This window comes from Neorhizobium huautlense (assembly GCF_030811685.1).
GTDB classification, from domain to species: Bacteria; Pseudomonadota; Alphaproteobacteria; order Rhizobiales; family Rhizobiaceae; genus Neorhizobium; species Neorhizobium huautlense_A.
This window is the reverse complement of sequence record NZ_JAUSRF010000015.1, coordinates 1-14,746: the sequence shown is the minus strand read 5'-3', so window position 1 is coordinate 14,746 and position 14,746 is coordinate 1. Positions and strand designations below refer to the sequence as shown.

12 protein-coding genes are annotated in these 14,746 nt (G+C 59.8%); 5 read left to right on the top strand and 7 right to left on the bottom strand.

What is annotated here, in order from left to right; translation table 11 throughout:
- Window positions 1-70: 70 nt before the first annotated feature.
- Together J2T09_RS20105 and J2T09_RS27715 are read right to left on the bottom strand one after the other, a co-directional pair.
- On the bottom strand, window positions 71-3,238 hold the full coding sequence (locus J2T09_RS20105) for a PAS domain S-box protein (protein ID WP_306837792.1): 3,168 nt from the start codon (window positions 3,236-3,238) through the stop codon (window positions 71-73).
- 214 nt (window positions 3,239-3,452) lie between these two features.
- Window positions 3,453-3,827, bottom strand: a complete 375-nt coding sequence (locus tag J2T09_RS27715; protein WP_444939725.1) for a YegP family protein — start codon at window positions 3,825-3,827, stop codon at window positions 3,453-3,455.
- Window positions 3,828-4,063: 236 nt separating this feature from the next.
- Between J2T09_RS27715 and J2T09_RS20090 the strand changes: the two genes are divergently transcribed.
- Complete coding sequence (locus J2T09_RS20090; RefSeq protein ID WP_306837791.1) at window positions 4,064-4,954, top strand: DMT family transporter; 891 nt, start codon at window positions 4,064-4,066, stop codon at window positions 4,952-4,954.
- A gap of 36 nt (window positions 4,955-4,990) precedes the next feature.
- Here J2T09_RS20090 and lepA read toward each other — a convergent pair whose 3' ends face one another.
- Together lepA and J2T09_RS20080 are read right to left on the bottom strand one after the other, a co-directional pair.
- Window positions 4,991-6,817: a translation elongation factor 4 gene (lepA, locus tag J2T09_RS20085; protein ID WP_306837790.1), complete on the bottom strand. Its 1,827-nt coding sequence runs from the start codon at window positions 6,815-6,817 to the stop codon at window positions 4,991-4,993.
- An 82-nt stretch (window positions 6,818-6,899) separates the two neighbouring features.
- On the bottom strand, window positions 6,900-8,165 hold the full coding sequence (locus J2T09_RS20080; RefSeq protein ID WP_306837789.1) for an MFS transporter: 1,266 nt from the start codon (window positions 8,163-8,165) through the stop codon (window positions 6,900-6,902).
- Between the two features lie 285 nt (window positions 8,166-8,450).
- On the opposite strand from J2T09_RS20080, the gene J2T09_RS20075 reads away from it, so the two are divergent.
- Window positions 8,451-8,969 (top strand): GNAT family N-acetyltransferase, encoded by a 519-nt coding sequence (locus tag J2T09_RS20075; protein WP_306837788.1) that lies wholly within the window; start codon window positions 8,451-8,453, stop codon window positions 8,967-8,969.
- Between the two features lie 35 nt (window positions 8,970-9,004).
- Here J2T09_RS20075 and J2T09_RS20070 read toward each other — a convergent pair whose 3' ends face one another.
- Window positions 9,005-10,072: an alpha/beta hydrolase family protein gene (locus J2T09_RS20070; protein ID WP_306837787.1), complete on the bottom strand. Its 1,068-nt coding sequence runs from the start codon at window positions 10,070-10,072 to the stop codon at window positions 9,005-9,007.
- On the opposite strand from J2T09_RS20070, the gene J2T09_RS20065 reads away from it, so the two are divergent.
- Together J2T09_RS20065 and J2T09_RS20060 are read left to right on the top strand one after the other, a co-directional pair.
- Window positions 10,065-10,244 (top strand): hypothetical protein, encoded by a 180-nt coding sequence (locus J2T09_RS20065; RefSeq protein WP_306837786.1) that lies wholly within the window; start codon window positions 10,065-10,067, stop codon window positions 10,242-10,244. The two genes, J2T09_RS20070 and J2T09_RS20065, sit on opposite strands and share 8 nt — an antisense overlap.
- Before the next feature lie 30 nt (window positions 10,245-10,274).
- A complete protein-coding gene (locus J2T09_RS20060) occupies window positions 10,275-11,495 on the top strand; it encodes an MFS transporter (RefSeq protein ID WP_306837785.1) in 1,221 nt (406 codons plus the stop codon).
- A 4-nt stretch (window positions 11,496-11,499) separates the two neighbouring features.
- Here J2T09_RS20060 and J2T09_RS20055 read toward each other — a convergent pair whose 3' ends face one another.
- Both J2T09_RS20055 and J2T09_RS20050 read right to left on the bottom strand, forming a co-directional pair.
- Entirely contained in the window at window positions 11,500-12,735 is a 1,236-nt protein-coding gene (locus J2T09_RS20055) for an MFS transporter (protein WP_306837784.1), read from the bottom strand.
- A 34-nt stretch (window positions 12,736-12,769) separates the two neighbouring features.
- Window positions 12,770-13,381 (bottom strand): TetR/AcrR family transcriptional regulator, encoded by a 612-nt coding sequence (locus J2T09_RS20050; protein ID WP_373458538.1) that lies wholly within the window; start codon window positions 13,379-13,381, stop codon window positions 12,770-12,772.
- A 638-nt stretch (window positions 13,382-14,019) separates the two neighbouring features.
- Between J2T09_RS20050 and J2T09_RS20045 the strand changes: the two genes are divergently transcribed.
- Window positions 14,020-14,601: a J domain-containing protein gene (locus tag J2T09_RS20045; protein ID WP_306837782.1), complete on the top strand. Its 582-nt coding sequence runs from the start codon at window positions 14,020-14,022 to the stop codon at window positions 14,599-14,601.
- Window positions 14,602-14,746: the final 145 nt, after the last annotated feature.

The following is a 14,746-nucleotide window of genomic DNA, read 5'->3' as shown; positions in this document are numbered from 1 at the left end:
GCGCCTGCGATATCCGCAAGGCGCCTCTTTTCGTTTGTCCGGTCGGAGTAATTGGCTGGATGATGGCGGCTCAGCTGGCCAGTCTTTGTGGCCGGTTGCGAACCGCCAGTTCCGGCATTTCCTGCAGCAATTCTGCCACCTGCTCTGCCCTGAGTGGACGGGCAAGCAGAAAACCCTGAACCTCGTTGCAATGATCTGCGGTGAGGATTGCCAGCTGTTCGTTCGTCTCGACACCTTCGGCGGTGACGGAAATGCCGAGCGCGCGGCCAAGGCCGAGAATGGCCTGCACGATCGGGCGGGCGCTTTCCTTGCGGTCGAGATCGGACACGAAACTGCGGTCGATCTTGATGACATCGAACGGGAAGTTGCGCAGGTAGCTGAGCGATGAATAACCGGTGCCGAAATCGTCCATGGCAAGGGTCACGCCGACTTTCTTGAGCTCCTTGAGCAGACTGATGGCGCGATCGGCATCTTCCAGGAGAATGCCTTCGGTGACTTCAAGCTCCAGCAGGGATGGTTCAAGCCCGGTTTCCTCAAGGCAATCACGCACCTTCTGCACGAAATCGGCATCGCGGAACTGCACGGGCGAGACGTTTACGGACACGCCGATACCGTGCCAATGGGTGGCGGTTTCGCAGGCGGTGCGCATGATCCAGTCACCGAGCGGCACGATCAGGCCATTCTGTTCGGCGAGCGGAATGAACTCCGCCGGGCTGATGCGGCCGCGTTCCGGGTGCGCCCAGCGCACCAGCGCTTCCGCGCTGCGGATATGACGGCCGCGCGCATCGAAACGCGGCTGGTATTCGAGATAAAATTCACCGGCGGCAAGGCTGTTGCGCATGCCTTCCGTCATCTGCCGCTGCACGGCGACCTTGCAGTTCATGTCGATCGAAAAGAAGCTGAACTGGCCGCGACCGTTTTCCTTGGACCGGTAGAGAGCGGCATCGGCCGCCCGCAGCAATTCGTCCGGCGTCGTGCCATCGGACGGCGACATCGCCACACCGATGGAGACGCCGACAGACAGTTCGACACCTTCATGGCGGATCGGCGCCGTGACGATATCATGGATATGCGTGCAGAAACGTTCGATCGCCTCCGTCGGCATGCCGGGGGCCGCGATGACGAACTCGTCGCCACCGACACGTGCGACGATCTGGTCATCCCGCAAGGCGCGACGCATGCGGTCGGCAACTTCGCCAAGCACGCGGTCACCGACATGATGGCCATAGGTGTCGTTGATCGGCTTGAAGCGATCGAGATCGAGATAGAAAACCACCATGCTGCCGGCAGGACCGGCCAGGCAGTTTTCCATGTAGGATGACAGTTTCACGCGGTTCGGCAGCGAGGTGGCGGAATCGTGCTGTGCCTGACGGCGGGCATCGTCGAAGGCCGCCGCCAGTTCCACGTTGGAACTCACATCCGTCGCATACTTGATGACCTTGGTCGGTTTGCCGTTGAGGTCGAAGATCGGGTTGTAACTGGCCTGGATCCAGATCTCGCGACCATCCTTGCCGACACGCTTGTACATGCCGGAATGATAACTGCCGGAGCGCAGCGTATCCCAGAAGCCGACATAATCCTCACTGGCGGCTTCATCACGGGCGATGAGGACCGAGTGATGCCGGCCTCTGATTTCATCGAGTTCATAACCGAGCATGTGCAGGAAATTCGGGTTGAGATCGATGACCGTGCCGTCGAGATCGAAGACCGCGACACCCTGCGATTTGTGGATCGCCTCGATCTGCCCCTGATAATCCGCCTGGCGCAGTTTTGCCTCGGTCACATCCGTCGCATATTTGACGACCTTGAACGGCCGGCCGCTCAGGTCCTTGATCGGATTGTAGGTGGCCTGAAGCCAGACTTCGTGGCCATTCTTGCCGATACGCTTGTATTCACCGGCGCGAAAATTGCCTTGTGCGAGATCGGCCCAGAATGCCTGATATTCCTGGCTGTCAGCCTCGTCCTGTTCAACGAACATGCGATGATGCTGTCCCCGCACATCGATGAACTTGTAACCGGTTGCCGACAGAAAATTCTCATTGGCTTCGATGATTGTGCCGTCGAGTTCGAAGGAGACGACGCACTGGGCATTGTGAATGGCAGCGATCTGGCCCTCATGCTCGGCCTGCACCAGCCGCTCGTCGGTCACGACGGATGCGTATTTGACGACCTTGACCGGTTTGCCATTGGCATCGAAGATCGGGTTATAGGTGGCCTGCAGCCAGATTTCCTCGCCATCCTTGGCGAAGCGCTTGAACAGGCCGGAGCGATGCCGCCCCTTGCGCAGATCGTTCCAGAAGGTGGCGTATTGCGTGCCATGCGCATGCGAACGCTCGACGAACATCTTGTGATGCCTGCCCTGCACTTCGTCCAGCGTATAACCGACCGCTTCGAGAAACTGTTCGTTGGCATCGAGGATGGTGCCATGCATGTCGAAGGTGATGACGCTGTTCGATTTATGAATGGCGTTGATCTGCCACTCGTAATCGGCCTGGCGCAGCTTCTGCGTGGTCACGTCGCTTGCATATTTGACGATCTTCATCAGCCGGCCGGCGGGATCGAAGATCGGGCTGTAGAGCGCCTGCAGCCAGACATCCTCGCCATCCCGGCGGCGGCGGCGGTATTCGCCGGCCTTGTGTTCACCACGGGCGAGCGAGCGCCAGAATTCGCGATATTCCACCGTATCGGGGTCATGCACGAAGATCGAATGGTGACATCCGATGATTTCGTGCAGCGCATAACCGGTGGCATGAAGAAACTGGGCATTGGCATCCAGCACCATGCCATCCAGCGAAAAATGCACCACCGCCTGATTGGCGTTGATGGCGGCGATCTGGCCGCGCTCGTCGGCCTCACGCGCCTTTTCGCGCGTGACATCGGTGACGATCTGCAGAATTTCAGTGACTGTGCCGTCTTCCGTCTGGATCGGCACATAACGCGATTGCAGCCAGAGTTCGCCACCCAGCTTGGCGATCCATAACGAAATCATTTCCCGCTGCTCGCCGGCGCGCAATTTCTGCCAGAGGTCTTTCTGGCGGCCACGTTCGGCGGACTTGGACAGGAACAACGTATCGGTCGCGCCCAGCAATTCGCTGAGATCATAACCCATCATGCGCAGGAAATGCGGATTGGCAGCGGTTATCTTGCCATCAACATCATACTTCACCGTGGCGAAGAGCTGATTGAGGGCGCGAACCTCGGTCGAAAGGTTCAGATAATCGGCGACGGGCTGCGGCATCGGCGGGACACTGATTCGTTTAAACTACGGCAAGCCTAACGCGCACTCTCTAAAGTAGCGTAAACATTTGAAATCATTGTATTTATAACTTATTGTCAGATTTCTATATTCCGAAAAGCGAGTACCAGAACACAACACCGCCCCTCAGTTGCGGGCGGTGCAGTCTCGCTTGGCGGTCGAAAAACCGGTGCTCGAAAACAAGGGGACCGGCAGGTCAGGCCGAAACGGTCTCGTCGACGGTGTCGGCCCCGGGGGCATTCTTTTTCACCGACTCGATGCAGTTCTTGGCGCTTGCCTTGGAGGCATAAAGTTCGGAGCGCACCATGGCCTCGCCATTGGCAGCCTTGAAGCGCACGAAACGTTCGCCATTCTTGCTCTCGGCGATCTCGAAACGATAACCCGACCCGGTCTCGTCCTTGGTCAGGTCCACGGTCGCGGCGCCGGGCGCATTCTTCTTGATCGATTCGATGCAGTTCTTGGCGCTGGCCTTGGACGCGTAGTTTTCCGACCAGACCATGACTTCGGCGTTATAAACGAACTGGACGCGGAACTGCTCGTTTGCAGCCTTCACGATCTTGAACCTGTGCATGCGAAACCTCCCCATGAAGCAATCATGAATCTGGCCATGAACCCGGCTAGCGCATGGCGCGTCGTCGCCATGCATCAGCAAAGTGTAATGCAGCGCGGACGAAGTCAAGTAAGCCAGCGCGACGAGAAAACCGCCGGCCTGACATCCGCGCATTCCTTCAGCGACATAATGTCGATGGACTTCACCCCGCCCGAAGGCCCATACCTGTCGCCACAGGGTTGGAGGTTTTAAATTTCATGGCAGACAACAGTCTCACCGCGACTGCGGGAGGGCGGGCGGAGTTTTGGCGCGGGCTCATGTGGATGGCCGGCAGCATGGCATCCTTCATCGGCATGTCGATCGGCTCGCGCGAAATGGCAGCGACGATGTCGATCCAGCAGGTGATGTTTTTTCGCGCCTTGGTCGGGTTGCTGATCATCCTGGTGGTGGCGCGAAAACTGTTTCCCGAAGTGCGGCAGATGAAGATGCTGAAACTGCATTTTCTGCGCAATGTCGTGCATTTCACCGCGCAATATCTCTGGACGGTCGGCATCGTCTTCCTGCCTCTGGCTTCCGTCTTCGCGCTGGAATTCACCATGCCGATCTGGGCGGCCTTCTTTGCCTGGATTTTTCTCAAGGAAAAGCTGACGACACCGCGCATCATCGCCACCATCGGCGGCTTTATCGGCGTGCTTGTCATCGTGCGGCCGGGCCTTGCCATGATCCACCCCGCCGCCGGACTGGTGCTGATTGCGGCGGCCGGTTTCGCCATCGCGCTGATCGTGGTGAAGGAACTGACACGCCATTGCTCGCCGGGCGTCATCGTCGTCTGGATGATCCTGATCCAGCTGCCACTTGGTTTCGTGGCCGCACTCACCGACTGGCAACCGGTACAGATGGTCTCTGTGCCGTGGATGTTCGTGTCCGGCATAGGCGGGCTGACGGCTCATTATTGCCTGGCCCAGGCGCTGAAACGGCTGGAGGCCTCGATCGTCATGCCGGTCGACTTCTTGCGCGTGCCGCTGGCGGCGATCGTCGGTTATTACGCCTATTCGGAAGCGATCGACCTGTTCGTCTTCCTCGGCGCCGCCATCATCGTTCTGTCGAACTATCAGGTGGTGATGACGGAGCGCAGACGCGTGCGGTGACGAAAAAGGCGGGCCCCAAAGCCCGCCTCTAGAAACTCAATCGTCTTTCATCTTCAGCGCGGCGATGAACGCTTCCTGCGGAATGTCCACCTTGCCGAACTGACGCATGCGCTTTTTGCCTTCCTTCTGCTTGTCCAGCAGTTTGCGCTTACGGGTGGCGTCACCACCATAACATTTTGCCGTCACGTCCTTGCGCATGGCCGAGATCGTTTCGCGGGCAATGACGTTGCCGCCGATCGCTGCCTGGATCGGGATCTTGAACATGTGCCGCGGGATCAGGTCCTTCAGCTTTTCGCACATGTCGCGGCCGCGCTTTTCAGCAGCCGAGCGGTGCACCAGCATGGACAGCGCGTCCACGGGCTCGCCATTGACCATGATCGACATCTTCACGAGGTTGCCCTCGCGATAGGCGTCGAGATGATAATCGAACGAGGCGTAACCCTTGGAGATCGACTTCAGGCGGTCGTAGAAATCGAACACGACTTCGTTGAGCGGCAGCTCATAGGTGAGCATGGCGCGCTTTCCGACATAGGTCAGTTCCGTCTGGATGCCGCGGCGATCCTGGCAAAGTTTTAGAATGCCGCCGAGATAATCGTCCGGCGTCAGGATGGTGGCCTTGATCCACGGTTCGCGGATCTCGGAAATCTTCACCACATCCGGCATGTCGGCCGGGTTGTGCAGCTCGCGTTCCGAACCGTCGGTCATGGTCAGCTGGTAAACGACCGAAGGGGCGGTGGCGATGAGATCGAGGTTGAACTCGCGCTCCAGACGCTCCTGGATGATTTCCAGATGCAGCAGACCGAGGAAGCCGCAACGGAAACCGAAGCCGAGCGCGGCAGACGATTCCATTTCGAACGAGAACGAGGCATCGTTCAAGCGCAGCTTGCCCATGGCGGCGCGCAGGTCTTCGAAATCCGCGGCATCGACCGGGAAGAGACCGCAGAACACCACCGGCTGGGCCGGCTTGAAGCCCGGCAGCGCTTTCGCGGTCGGCTTCTTGTCTTCGGTGATGGTGTCACCGACGCGGGTATCGGCGACTTCCTTGATCGAGCCGGTGAAGAAACCGATTTCGCCCGGACCAAGGCTGTCGACAGCCAGCATTTTCGGGGTCAGCACGCCGACGCGTTCGACCTGATATTTTGCGTCCGTGCCCATCATGCGGATGGTCTGGCCCTTGGTCAGCACGCCATCCAGGATGCGCACCAGAACCATGACGCCGAGATAGGTATCGTACCAGCTATCGACCAGCAGCGCCTTCAGCGGGCCCTTGTCGCCGGCTTCGCTCTTGGGCGCCGGCAGCTGGTGAACGATGGCTTCGAGAACATCCGGAATGCCGAGGCCGGTTTTCGCCGAGATCAGGACAGCCTGGCTCGCATCGATGCCGATGACTTCCTCGATCTGTTCCTTGATGCGGTCCGGTTCGGCCGCAGGAAGGTCGATCTTGTTGAGGACCGTGACGATCTCGTGGTCGTTGTCGATCGCCTGATAGACGTTGGCGAGCGTCTGGGCTTCCACGCCCTGAGAGGCATCCACGACCAGAAGCGAACCTTCGCAGGCAGACAGCGAACGCGAGACTTCATAAGCGAAGTCGACGTGGCCGGGCGTGTCGATGAGGTTCAGCACGTAGGTTTCGCCATTGTTCGCCTTGTAATGCAGGCGGACGGTCTGGGCCTTGATGGTGATGCCGCGCTCGCGCTCGATATCCATCGAATCGAGGACCTGCTCGGACATATCGCGTTCGGCAAGGCCGCCGGTCGTCTGGATCAGACGGTCTGCCAGCGTCGACTTGCCGTGGTCGATATGCGCCACGATCGAAAAGTTGCGGATATGGTCAAGCGGCGTGCGCGAAGAATTGGTGCTCATGGTTCGCGCATATATCAGCGACAGTCCCTGCCGCAAAGGGGGAAAGATAACCTTTCGTTGAGTATGAGGCCCGGTTTTATGCCTATGACAGCTTGGTTTCCGGGGTGATGCCGCCTTCGGGATCGGTGATGATGGATGCGTTCGGCATCTGCGCGGTTTTCATGCCGAAATTTTCGCGCTCGTCCATCGGCACCGCCTCACGTTCCTTGAGACGCCAGACGACGTAACCGCCATAGGCGGACGCCACTAGGATGATGGCGTAGATAAACGTCTGCTGACCGAGGACTGGCGCGAGAAACGTGATGCCGAGCGGCACTATCGTTGCCGATGTGGACCATGCGACCAGCAGCGTCGAGGAGAGCGGCACGAATTCACCGGGATCGGCGCGGTCATTGGCATGGGCGTTGGCGACGGAATAAACGGTCTCGACCGCACCACCGAAAACGAGAAAGACGATCATCAGCAGGATGAAGGTGGTGAAGGACACCATCAGCGCCGCCACGCCGGCGATGACAATGAGGCCGCAGGTAAACAGCAGGATGACGCGGCGGTCGATGCGATCGGAAATCAGGCCGAGCGGATACTGAATGAAGAGAAGGCCGGTCTGCATGACCAGCATCAGCAGCGCCACCTCCCCCTGGGAAACGTTATTCAGCGTCGCATAGATCGGCGTAAAACCCTGCACGACCATGGAAAGACCGCCGGACGCGAGAACGCCGATCAGGCCGACCGGGGAAATGCGCCATGCCATTTTCACATCGACGCTGACGCTGGCCGGCGGCGGCGGGTTCGGCAGGCGGGTGAGGCCGATCGGGATGATGGAAAGGGCCGTGACGAAAACGACGATCAGCGGCGCGAGATGACCTTCCGCCGGCACCTGCCCGAACAGCCACGCACCGAAGCCGAGGCCGAGGATAAAACACATGTAGAAAAACGACATGGCGCGGCCGCGCCATTCGTTCGATGAGGCATGGTTGAGCCAGCTTTGGCAGATGATGAAATTGACGTTGGAGGCGGCGCCATAAATGGCGCGGGCAAGCACCCACCAGACGGGCGGCAGATCGGCCGCCACCAGCACCGCGCCGATGATGACCATGGCCATGGAGCAGGCCAACAGCCGCGCATGCCCGACGCGACGGATCAGCGGGCCGGCCAGCACGCAGCCGAGCAGGCCACCGAAGGCCAAGGCCGGAACCGCCAGCCTTGCCGCCCATGTGGCGCCTTCGCGGGTCAGCACGAAGGGCACGTAGGTCGCCATGATGCCGCTGCCGATAGCGGCTATCGTCATCGATATGACAATGCTGGCGATCGATACGGGGGAAGCAGCGACGGCAGGCGTTCCGGTCATGATCATCCTCGAAGGCAGGCGAATGCTACAACGGTATGCTTGGACGATCTCGGTCGAGGCTTGCCCGCTGCCCGGCCACGATCATGGTCCGGTTGCCGCGGGGCCGCTTGGCGATTGCGGGAAGATTAGCGTAAGGCCGTGACGGAAAGCTATCCGGGGAGCGGCATGAAAGGTGCATATTTCGAAGCGACGACTTACGCCATTTGACCACTTGCTTACCTGCTTGCACACGATCATGGATGGGGCTCCATTTCGCCTTCCATTCTTTTCTTCAAGGATTTTTCGATGACCCCGATCCGCCTTCTCGATGCCGCTGCTGCAAGGCGCGCCATTCCGGATCTCTGCGAAGTTCTGTCCGACGGCATCAATAGTGGCGCGTCGCTTGGCTTCATGCTGCCTTTCACCCCGGATGACGCGGTGGCCTACTGGCAGGAGATTGCCGATGCGGTGGAGGCCGGCGGCATCATTCTGGCTGTTGCCGAACATGAGGGGCGGATCGTCGGCACGGTGCAGGTGGGGCTGACTTCGAAACCGAACCAGCCGCATCGCGGTGATCTGATGAAACTGCTGGTGCATCGCTCGGCACGCGGGCTTGGCCTTTCGCGAAAACTGATGGCGGCGGTGGAAGAAGAAGCGGCTCGGCGTGGCCGCACATTGCTGGTGCTGGACACCGCGACCGGCAGCGAGGCGGAAGCGATCTATCCGCGCTTCGGCTGGGAACGCGTCGGCGTCATTCCCGATTACGCCCTGTGGCCGCAGGGCGGTTATTGCGGCACGACGCTGTTTTACAAGCGCATCGCATGAGGTGACGGGAGGCTTTTGCCTCCCGTCATGTTTCTTCAATTACCGGGTTTCAAGTCTCGCTCGAAAGAGGCGATGATAAGCTGGCTCAGTTCCTCGTGAATTTCTGCACGCGGGCGGGCGGTTTCCTCGCAGATCGGGTCGATCTCGCCGACCGACTTCAGGAAATCCGCAGCACCTTTCTTGCAGACGGGCAGGAAACTGAAATGATCGGCGCCTGCGACCTGCGCGTAGGTCGCGCCCGGTATGTCCTTCGCCAACTGATCAGAAAGGACAGCCAGCGGCACCGCGCCCGGACTTCCGAGATTGATCAGCGTGACCGGCATGTCGATCTCCTGAAGGCTATCCTTCCGGAATGTCGTGGCAAGGCCGGGATCGACCGAAACCACGGATGAAATACGGGTATCTCGGTTCTGCTGCTCGAAACGGGCTCTGTCGATGCTGTCGAGATCCAGCGGCTCGACATCGACCCTTTCGCCACCGGCATAACCGCGTCCACCGGCGAACCAGGTGCAATCCATCATCCCCGGATTTTTATCGCAGTAGCGCTTATAGGCGGTAAGATCACCACGGGCACCTGCAAGCTCCATTGCGGTGGAACCTCCAAGTGAAAACCCCAGGATACCAATACGGTCGGCATCGATCGACGACTGCCAGTTCTTGTTTTTGGAAAATGCGGTGACGAGCACGGACATGTCCTGCGCCCGTTCCCAGATTTTTGGCGTGGCGGCTGGCGTGGAATCACCGCTGGTCGTGCCGGGATGATTGGGAGCGGCGACGATATAACCGGCCTTGGCCAGTTCGACGCCGATCCAGCCCATGCCTTCGGCGCGCGACCCGGAACCATGCGACATCAGGATCAGCGGGAAACGGCCTTCACGGATGGTGGCACCCGTATTGGCGACCGAGGCCTGAAACACCTTGTCGGTTTGGGAAACGGTGGGCTGCCCATCCCCTTCGGACGGATACCAGATGGTTACCGCAAGCGGCCTCGGATAATCCTGCGTGACGACGCTGATTTTCTGGACGCCGACAGGTTCGGCAGCATGGAGCGTGGTGGCGAATAAGCAGAAGGAAAGGGTGAAAAGAAGTTTTGTCTTGCTCATGGAAAACCTCACGGGGTTGTGGAACGAGGTGAAGCATGAGCCCGGCATGATGCGGCATTCGACCTCGAACACGATCAAGGTCGTTTTTTTCTACACCCTCAAAAAAACCCGAACGGCCTGTCGGCCGCAGCCCGGCACAGGCGTCCTTGTGGACATCGACAACGTCAAGTAGCGTCGATCATGGCGCTTTGGGAGGTTTGGCATGAAAACATCCTATCAATGGGTCATCGTGGCCGCAGGCGGCACGATGGGCTGCGTGGCGGCCGGCGCTATGTTTTCGCTCGCCGTGTTTCTGCAGCCGATCGTGACGACCACCGGCTGGTCACATGCCGGAGTGTCTCTGGCGATGACGATCAATTTCATCGTCATGGGACTGGGCGGCTTCTTGTGGGGCATGGCCAGCGACCGTTTTGGCGCCCGCATCGTGATCATGGCCGGCAGCCTGCTTCTGGGGCTGGCGCTGGTTCTGGGATCGATGGCAACAAGTCTGCCGGCGTTCCAACTGGTCTATGGCTGCATGCTGGGGCTGGCGACCAGCGCCTTTTTCGCGCCGATGATCGCGCTCACCATGGCGTGGTTCGACAAACATCGCAGCATTGCCGTGTCGCTCGTATCCGCAGGGATCGGCGTGGCGCCGATGACGATCTCGCCGCTGGCGCGTTTTCTCGTTTCCTATTACGGCGACTGGCGACCCGCCATGCTGGCAATCGGCATCGGCTGCTGGATCGTGCTGCCACCGTTGGCACTGCTGATGCGACCGGCGCCAAAACCCGCATCGGGCGGACAGACGGAAGCCCAGACTGGCTCATCTGGACAGGACTTGCCGCTGGCAAAAATCGTCAGTTCTCCCAAATTCCTGGTTCTGGCTTTTACCTATTTTGCCTGCTGTGCAGCCCATTCCGGGCCGATCTTTCATATGGTGAGCTACGCCATGGCCTGCGGCATCGCGCCGATGGCGGCCGTCAGCATTTACAGCGTGGAAGGCGCAGCCGGGCTTGGCGGGCGTGTTCTGCTCGGTCTGCTCGGCGACCGCTACGGGACGAAACCGGTGCTGATCGGCGGGCTGCTGGTGCAGGCGCTGGTGATTTCCGCCTATACGCAGGCCAGCGCCCTTCCCGGCTTTTATGCGCTGGCGATTATCTTCGGCGCCGCCTATGGCGGGGTCATGCCGCTTTATGCGGTACTGGCCCATGACTATTTTCCGCCGCGGGTGATGGGCACGGTGCTCGGCGCCATCACGCTGTTTTCCTCGGCCGGCATGGCGCTTGGGCCGGTAGCGGGCGGCTGGGCTTTCGATCATTTCGCTGGTTACGAATGGATGTTCATCGGCTCTTCGCTGATGGGGCTGGCGGCGGTGGCAATTGCGCTCGCCTTTCCCAAACCGGGGAACACGCAGCCGCCAGCCGTGGCGGCGACTGCATAAGGCATCAGGCTTTTGCCCGCTTTTCCGTCAGGAAATAGAGGAAGGCGGCAATCGGCAGGGCAATGCCGATCGATGACGCCAGCGACCAGCCGCCTGTGGCATAGGCCCAGGCACCGATGGCAGAACCCAACGCGCCGCCCACGAAGAAGGCTGCCATAAACAGGCCGTTCAGACGGCTGCGCAGGCTGGCGCTGAGACCGTAGATCGCCCGCTGGCTGATGACCAGAGTGGTGGAGACACCGAAATCGATCAGGATGGCGGCAAGCGTCAGCAGACCGAGCGCCAGCATGGATCCATCAGGCGCGATGTGCGTGATGAGGTAACCGACAACCAGCGAGGCGATGCCGAGCGCCGTGGCGGGCCGGCCGAGATCGCGATCCGCCAGACGACCGGCAATCGGCGAAGCAATGGCGCCGGCGACACCGGCCAATGCGAACAGCGCGATACCGGCCTGGCTGAGCCCGAACGCGGGGCTGGCCAGCAGAAGCGGCGTCACCGTCCAGAACAGGCTGAAGCTGGCAAACTGGCCAAACTGGTAGGCCGCGCGGCGACGCAGGACAGGTTGCGTGAGAACCAGCGACACCATGGAACCGAGGAGCGAGATGTAGTTGAGGCTGGTTTCCGGCCGGCGGGTCGGCAGTTTTACCGCCAGCACGAGGCCAAGCGTCACCATGACGGCAGCCGAGACATAAAACACCGTATGCCAGGAAGAGAACTCGGCAATGAAGCTGGAGACCGGCCGCGCCAGCATGATGCCGAGCATCAGGCCCGAGACGACATTGCCGACGACACGGCCGCGGCTTGCCTCCGGTGCGAGACTGGCCGCGAAGGGCACGATCATCTGCACCGCCACCGAACCGAGGCCGATCATCAGCGAAGCGGCAAGGAAGGGCGACGGCGTGGAGGACACGGCAGCAGCGAGAAGCGCCAGCGTGACGATGGCCATCATGGAAAGGATCAGCCGGCGATTTTCGACGAGATCACCGAGCGGCACCACGAAGAGAAGACCGAGGCCATACCCGATCTGGGTGAGCGTGACGATGAGGCCGGTGGCTTCAGCCGGCAGGCCGATGGCGGCGGCGATCGGGCCGGCCAGCGGCTGGGCGTAATAGATATTGGCACAGATGAGACCGGCGGCGGCGGCCATGAGAAAGGTCATGGCCGTGGAAATGCCCGCAGATTTCTGTTGTTCGTCCGGTTCGGAAAACGTGGCGTTTTCCTCGGTGGCTTGGAGGGTCATGAAAAACTCCCGGGAGGCTGGAGGTATAAAGAGATCAGTCGAGGATTTTCAGGGCGGCATCGGCGATCGACAGGGCGCGGGCAAAATCCTGCCCGCTCTTGCCGATCACGCGCATGCCCTGGATGACGGCATAGAGAAGATGTGCGGTGACCGGCGGATCGATATGCGCACCGATCGAGCCATCCGCCTGCCCCTCTCGCACCAGGCGTTCAAACAGTATTTCGAAACCGGCCTGCGAGCGGGCGACACGGGCATCGGCCTCGGCATCGAACAGGGCAAGCTCGACGGCGGCCCCAACGACGAGGCAACCACGTCTGCCGTTTTCACCATGGGCGCCATCGGCATAAAAATGCAGCAGCAGGCGAATGCGCTCGCGACCGTTTCTGCCCGGCGCAATCGCTTCGTCACGCAAGCTGTTGCGCACCTGCTTGTAGCGATCGAAAGCCGCAAGGAAGATCGCCTTCTTGTCGGCAAAGGCCTTGTAAAGGCTGCCGGCGGTGACGCCCATGGCTGCACTCAGATCACCGATCGACGTGCCATGATAACCACGCTCGGTGAAGACGATGATCGCCTTGTCGAGCGCGGTATCCATATCGAATTCACGCGGACGGCCGGGGGCGCGCGGCGTTGCCGATGCTGTGTCCAGGACGGTCATGAGAGGCAGAACCATATTCGGAAATGATTGTTTCCAAATATGCCTTGCCCCTGTCATGGTCAACCGGCCTGTTTGAAAAAAAATCGGAACATACGCCGTCGACATGGGTTGATTGATTGTCACCACCCCAAAAAGATGGAGGCAATCATGAGCAAGAGTGACGTGGACCAAGCCATAAACGGGCAAAGCGCCAGGTGGAGAACACCAGTTCAGGCGGCCACCTTGGCGGCACCTATTACGGCCAGGAAGCGGACGGAACGACGTCGTCAGGCAGCAACAAGCCAGGCGGCAACCGCTCGAATACCTGAAACTGATGGTATAGTGCCGCATTTGAACTCGTGTACTCGCACATAGAACGCGCGAAAAAGTTGCAATCGCACAGGTTCTATTTAGTATTTCTACCTTTGAACTGGCGATTTGTGACCATTTTTGAAGATCAGACAGAAGCCCCGCCCGAGTGCGGGGCTTTTTTTAACGTTCTTTGGCTACCACAGCCCTGTTTTGTGCGATTTGCGCCACAGAATCGCCCAGCCTGCCTGCTTGACGGAAAGGCGAGCGGTTTCGCCAGGGGGCAACCCACAAGTTTATATTAGGACTTTGATTACGTCGCGACCAAGAGATGTGAACTGATGATCGACCCTTACGACATTCTTGGAGTGACCCGTGACGCCGATGGCGCAGCGATCAAGGGCGCCTATCGCAAGCAGGCAAAAACCTCGCATCCGGATGCAGGCGGTGACGTGGAAACGTTTAGCAAGCTGACCAATTCCTACGAACTGCTGATCGATCCGATCCGCCGCAAGGTTTATGACGATACCGGTTACGATCCGGCGCTGGCCGACACCAAGGATCTCGAAAGCGTTCTCGTTCTCGAAACGCTGATGAACGAACTCATTCTCGACGAGCGAGAGCCGGGCAGTTTCGACCCGGTGGCGGCGATGCGTCGCAAGCTGACCGACCAGATCGTCAGTGCTCGTTTCCACATTCTCGAAATGGAGCGGCATCGCGGCCGTATCCGCAACCATCTCGACCGCATCGGCAAGCGCCCGGAAGCCGATATTCTCGGCCGCATGTTCCGCGCCCGCACCGATACGATCGGCGATGCTATCATCAAGTCCGAGGCGCAGATCGAGGCGATCGAGCGCGCCTATGCGATGCTGGAGGGTTACTCCTACGAGATGGTGGAAATCGTCCAGAACGCTGCCGAATAACGGCCGTTCCATTCGACATAAAGAGAAAGCCCGCCGTTTCATCAACGGCGGGCTCAGACTGCTGACAAACCCCTGGCTGGTCCAGGGGTTTTGTGATTCACTGGGTCATGTTGAAGAAACCTGCTCCCGAACAGACGGCTCTCGA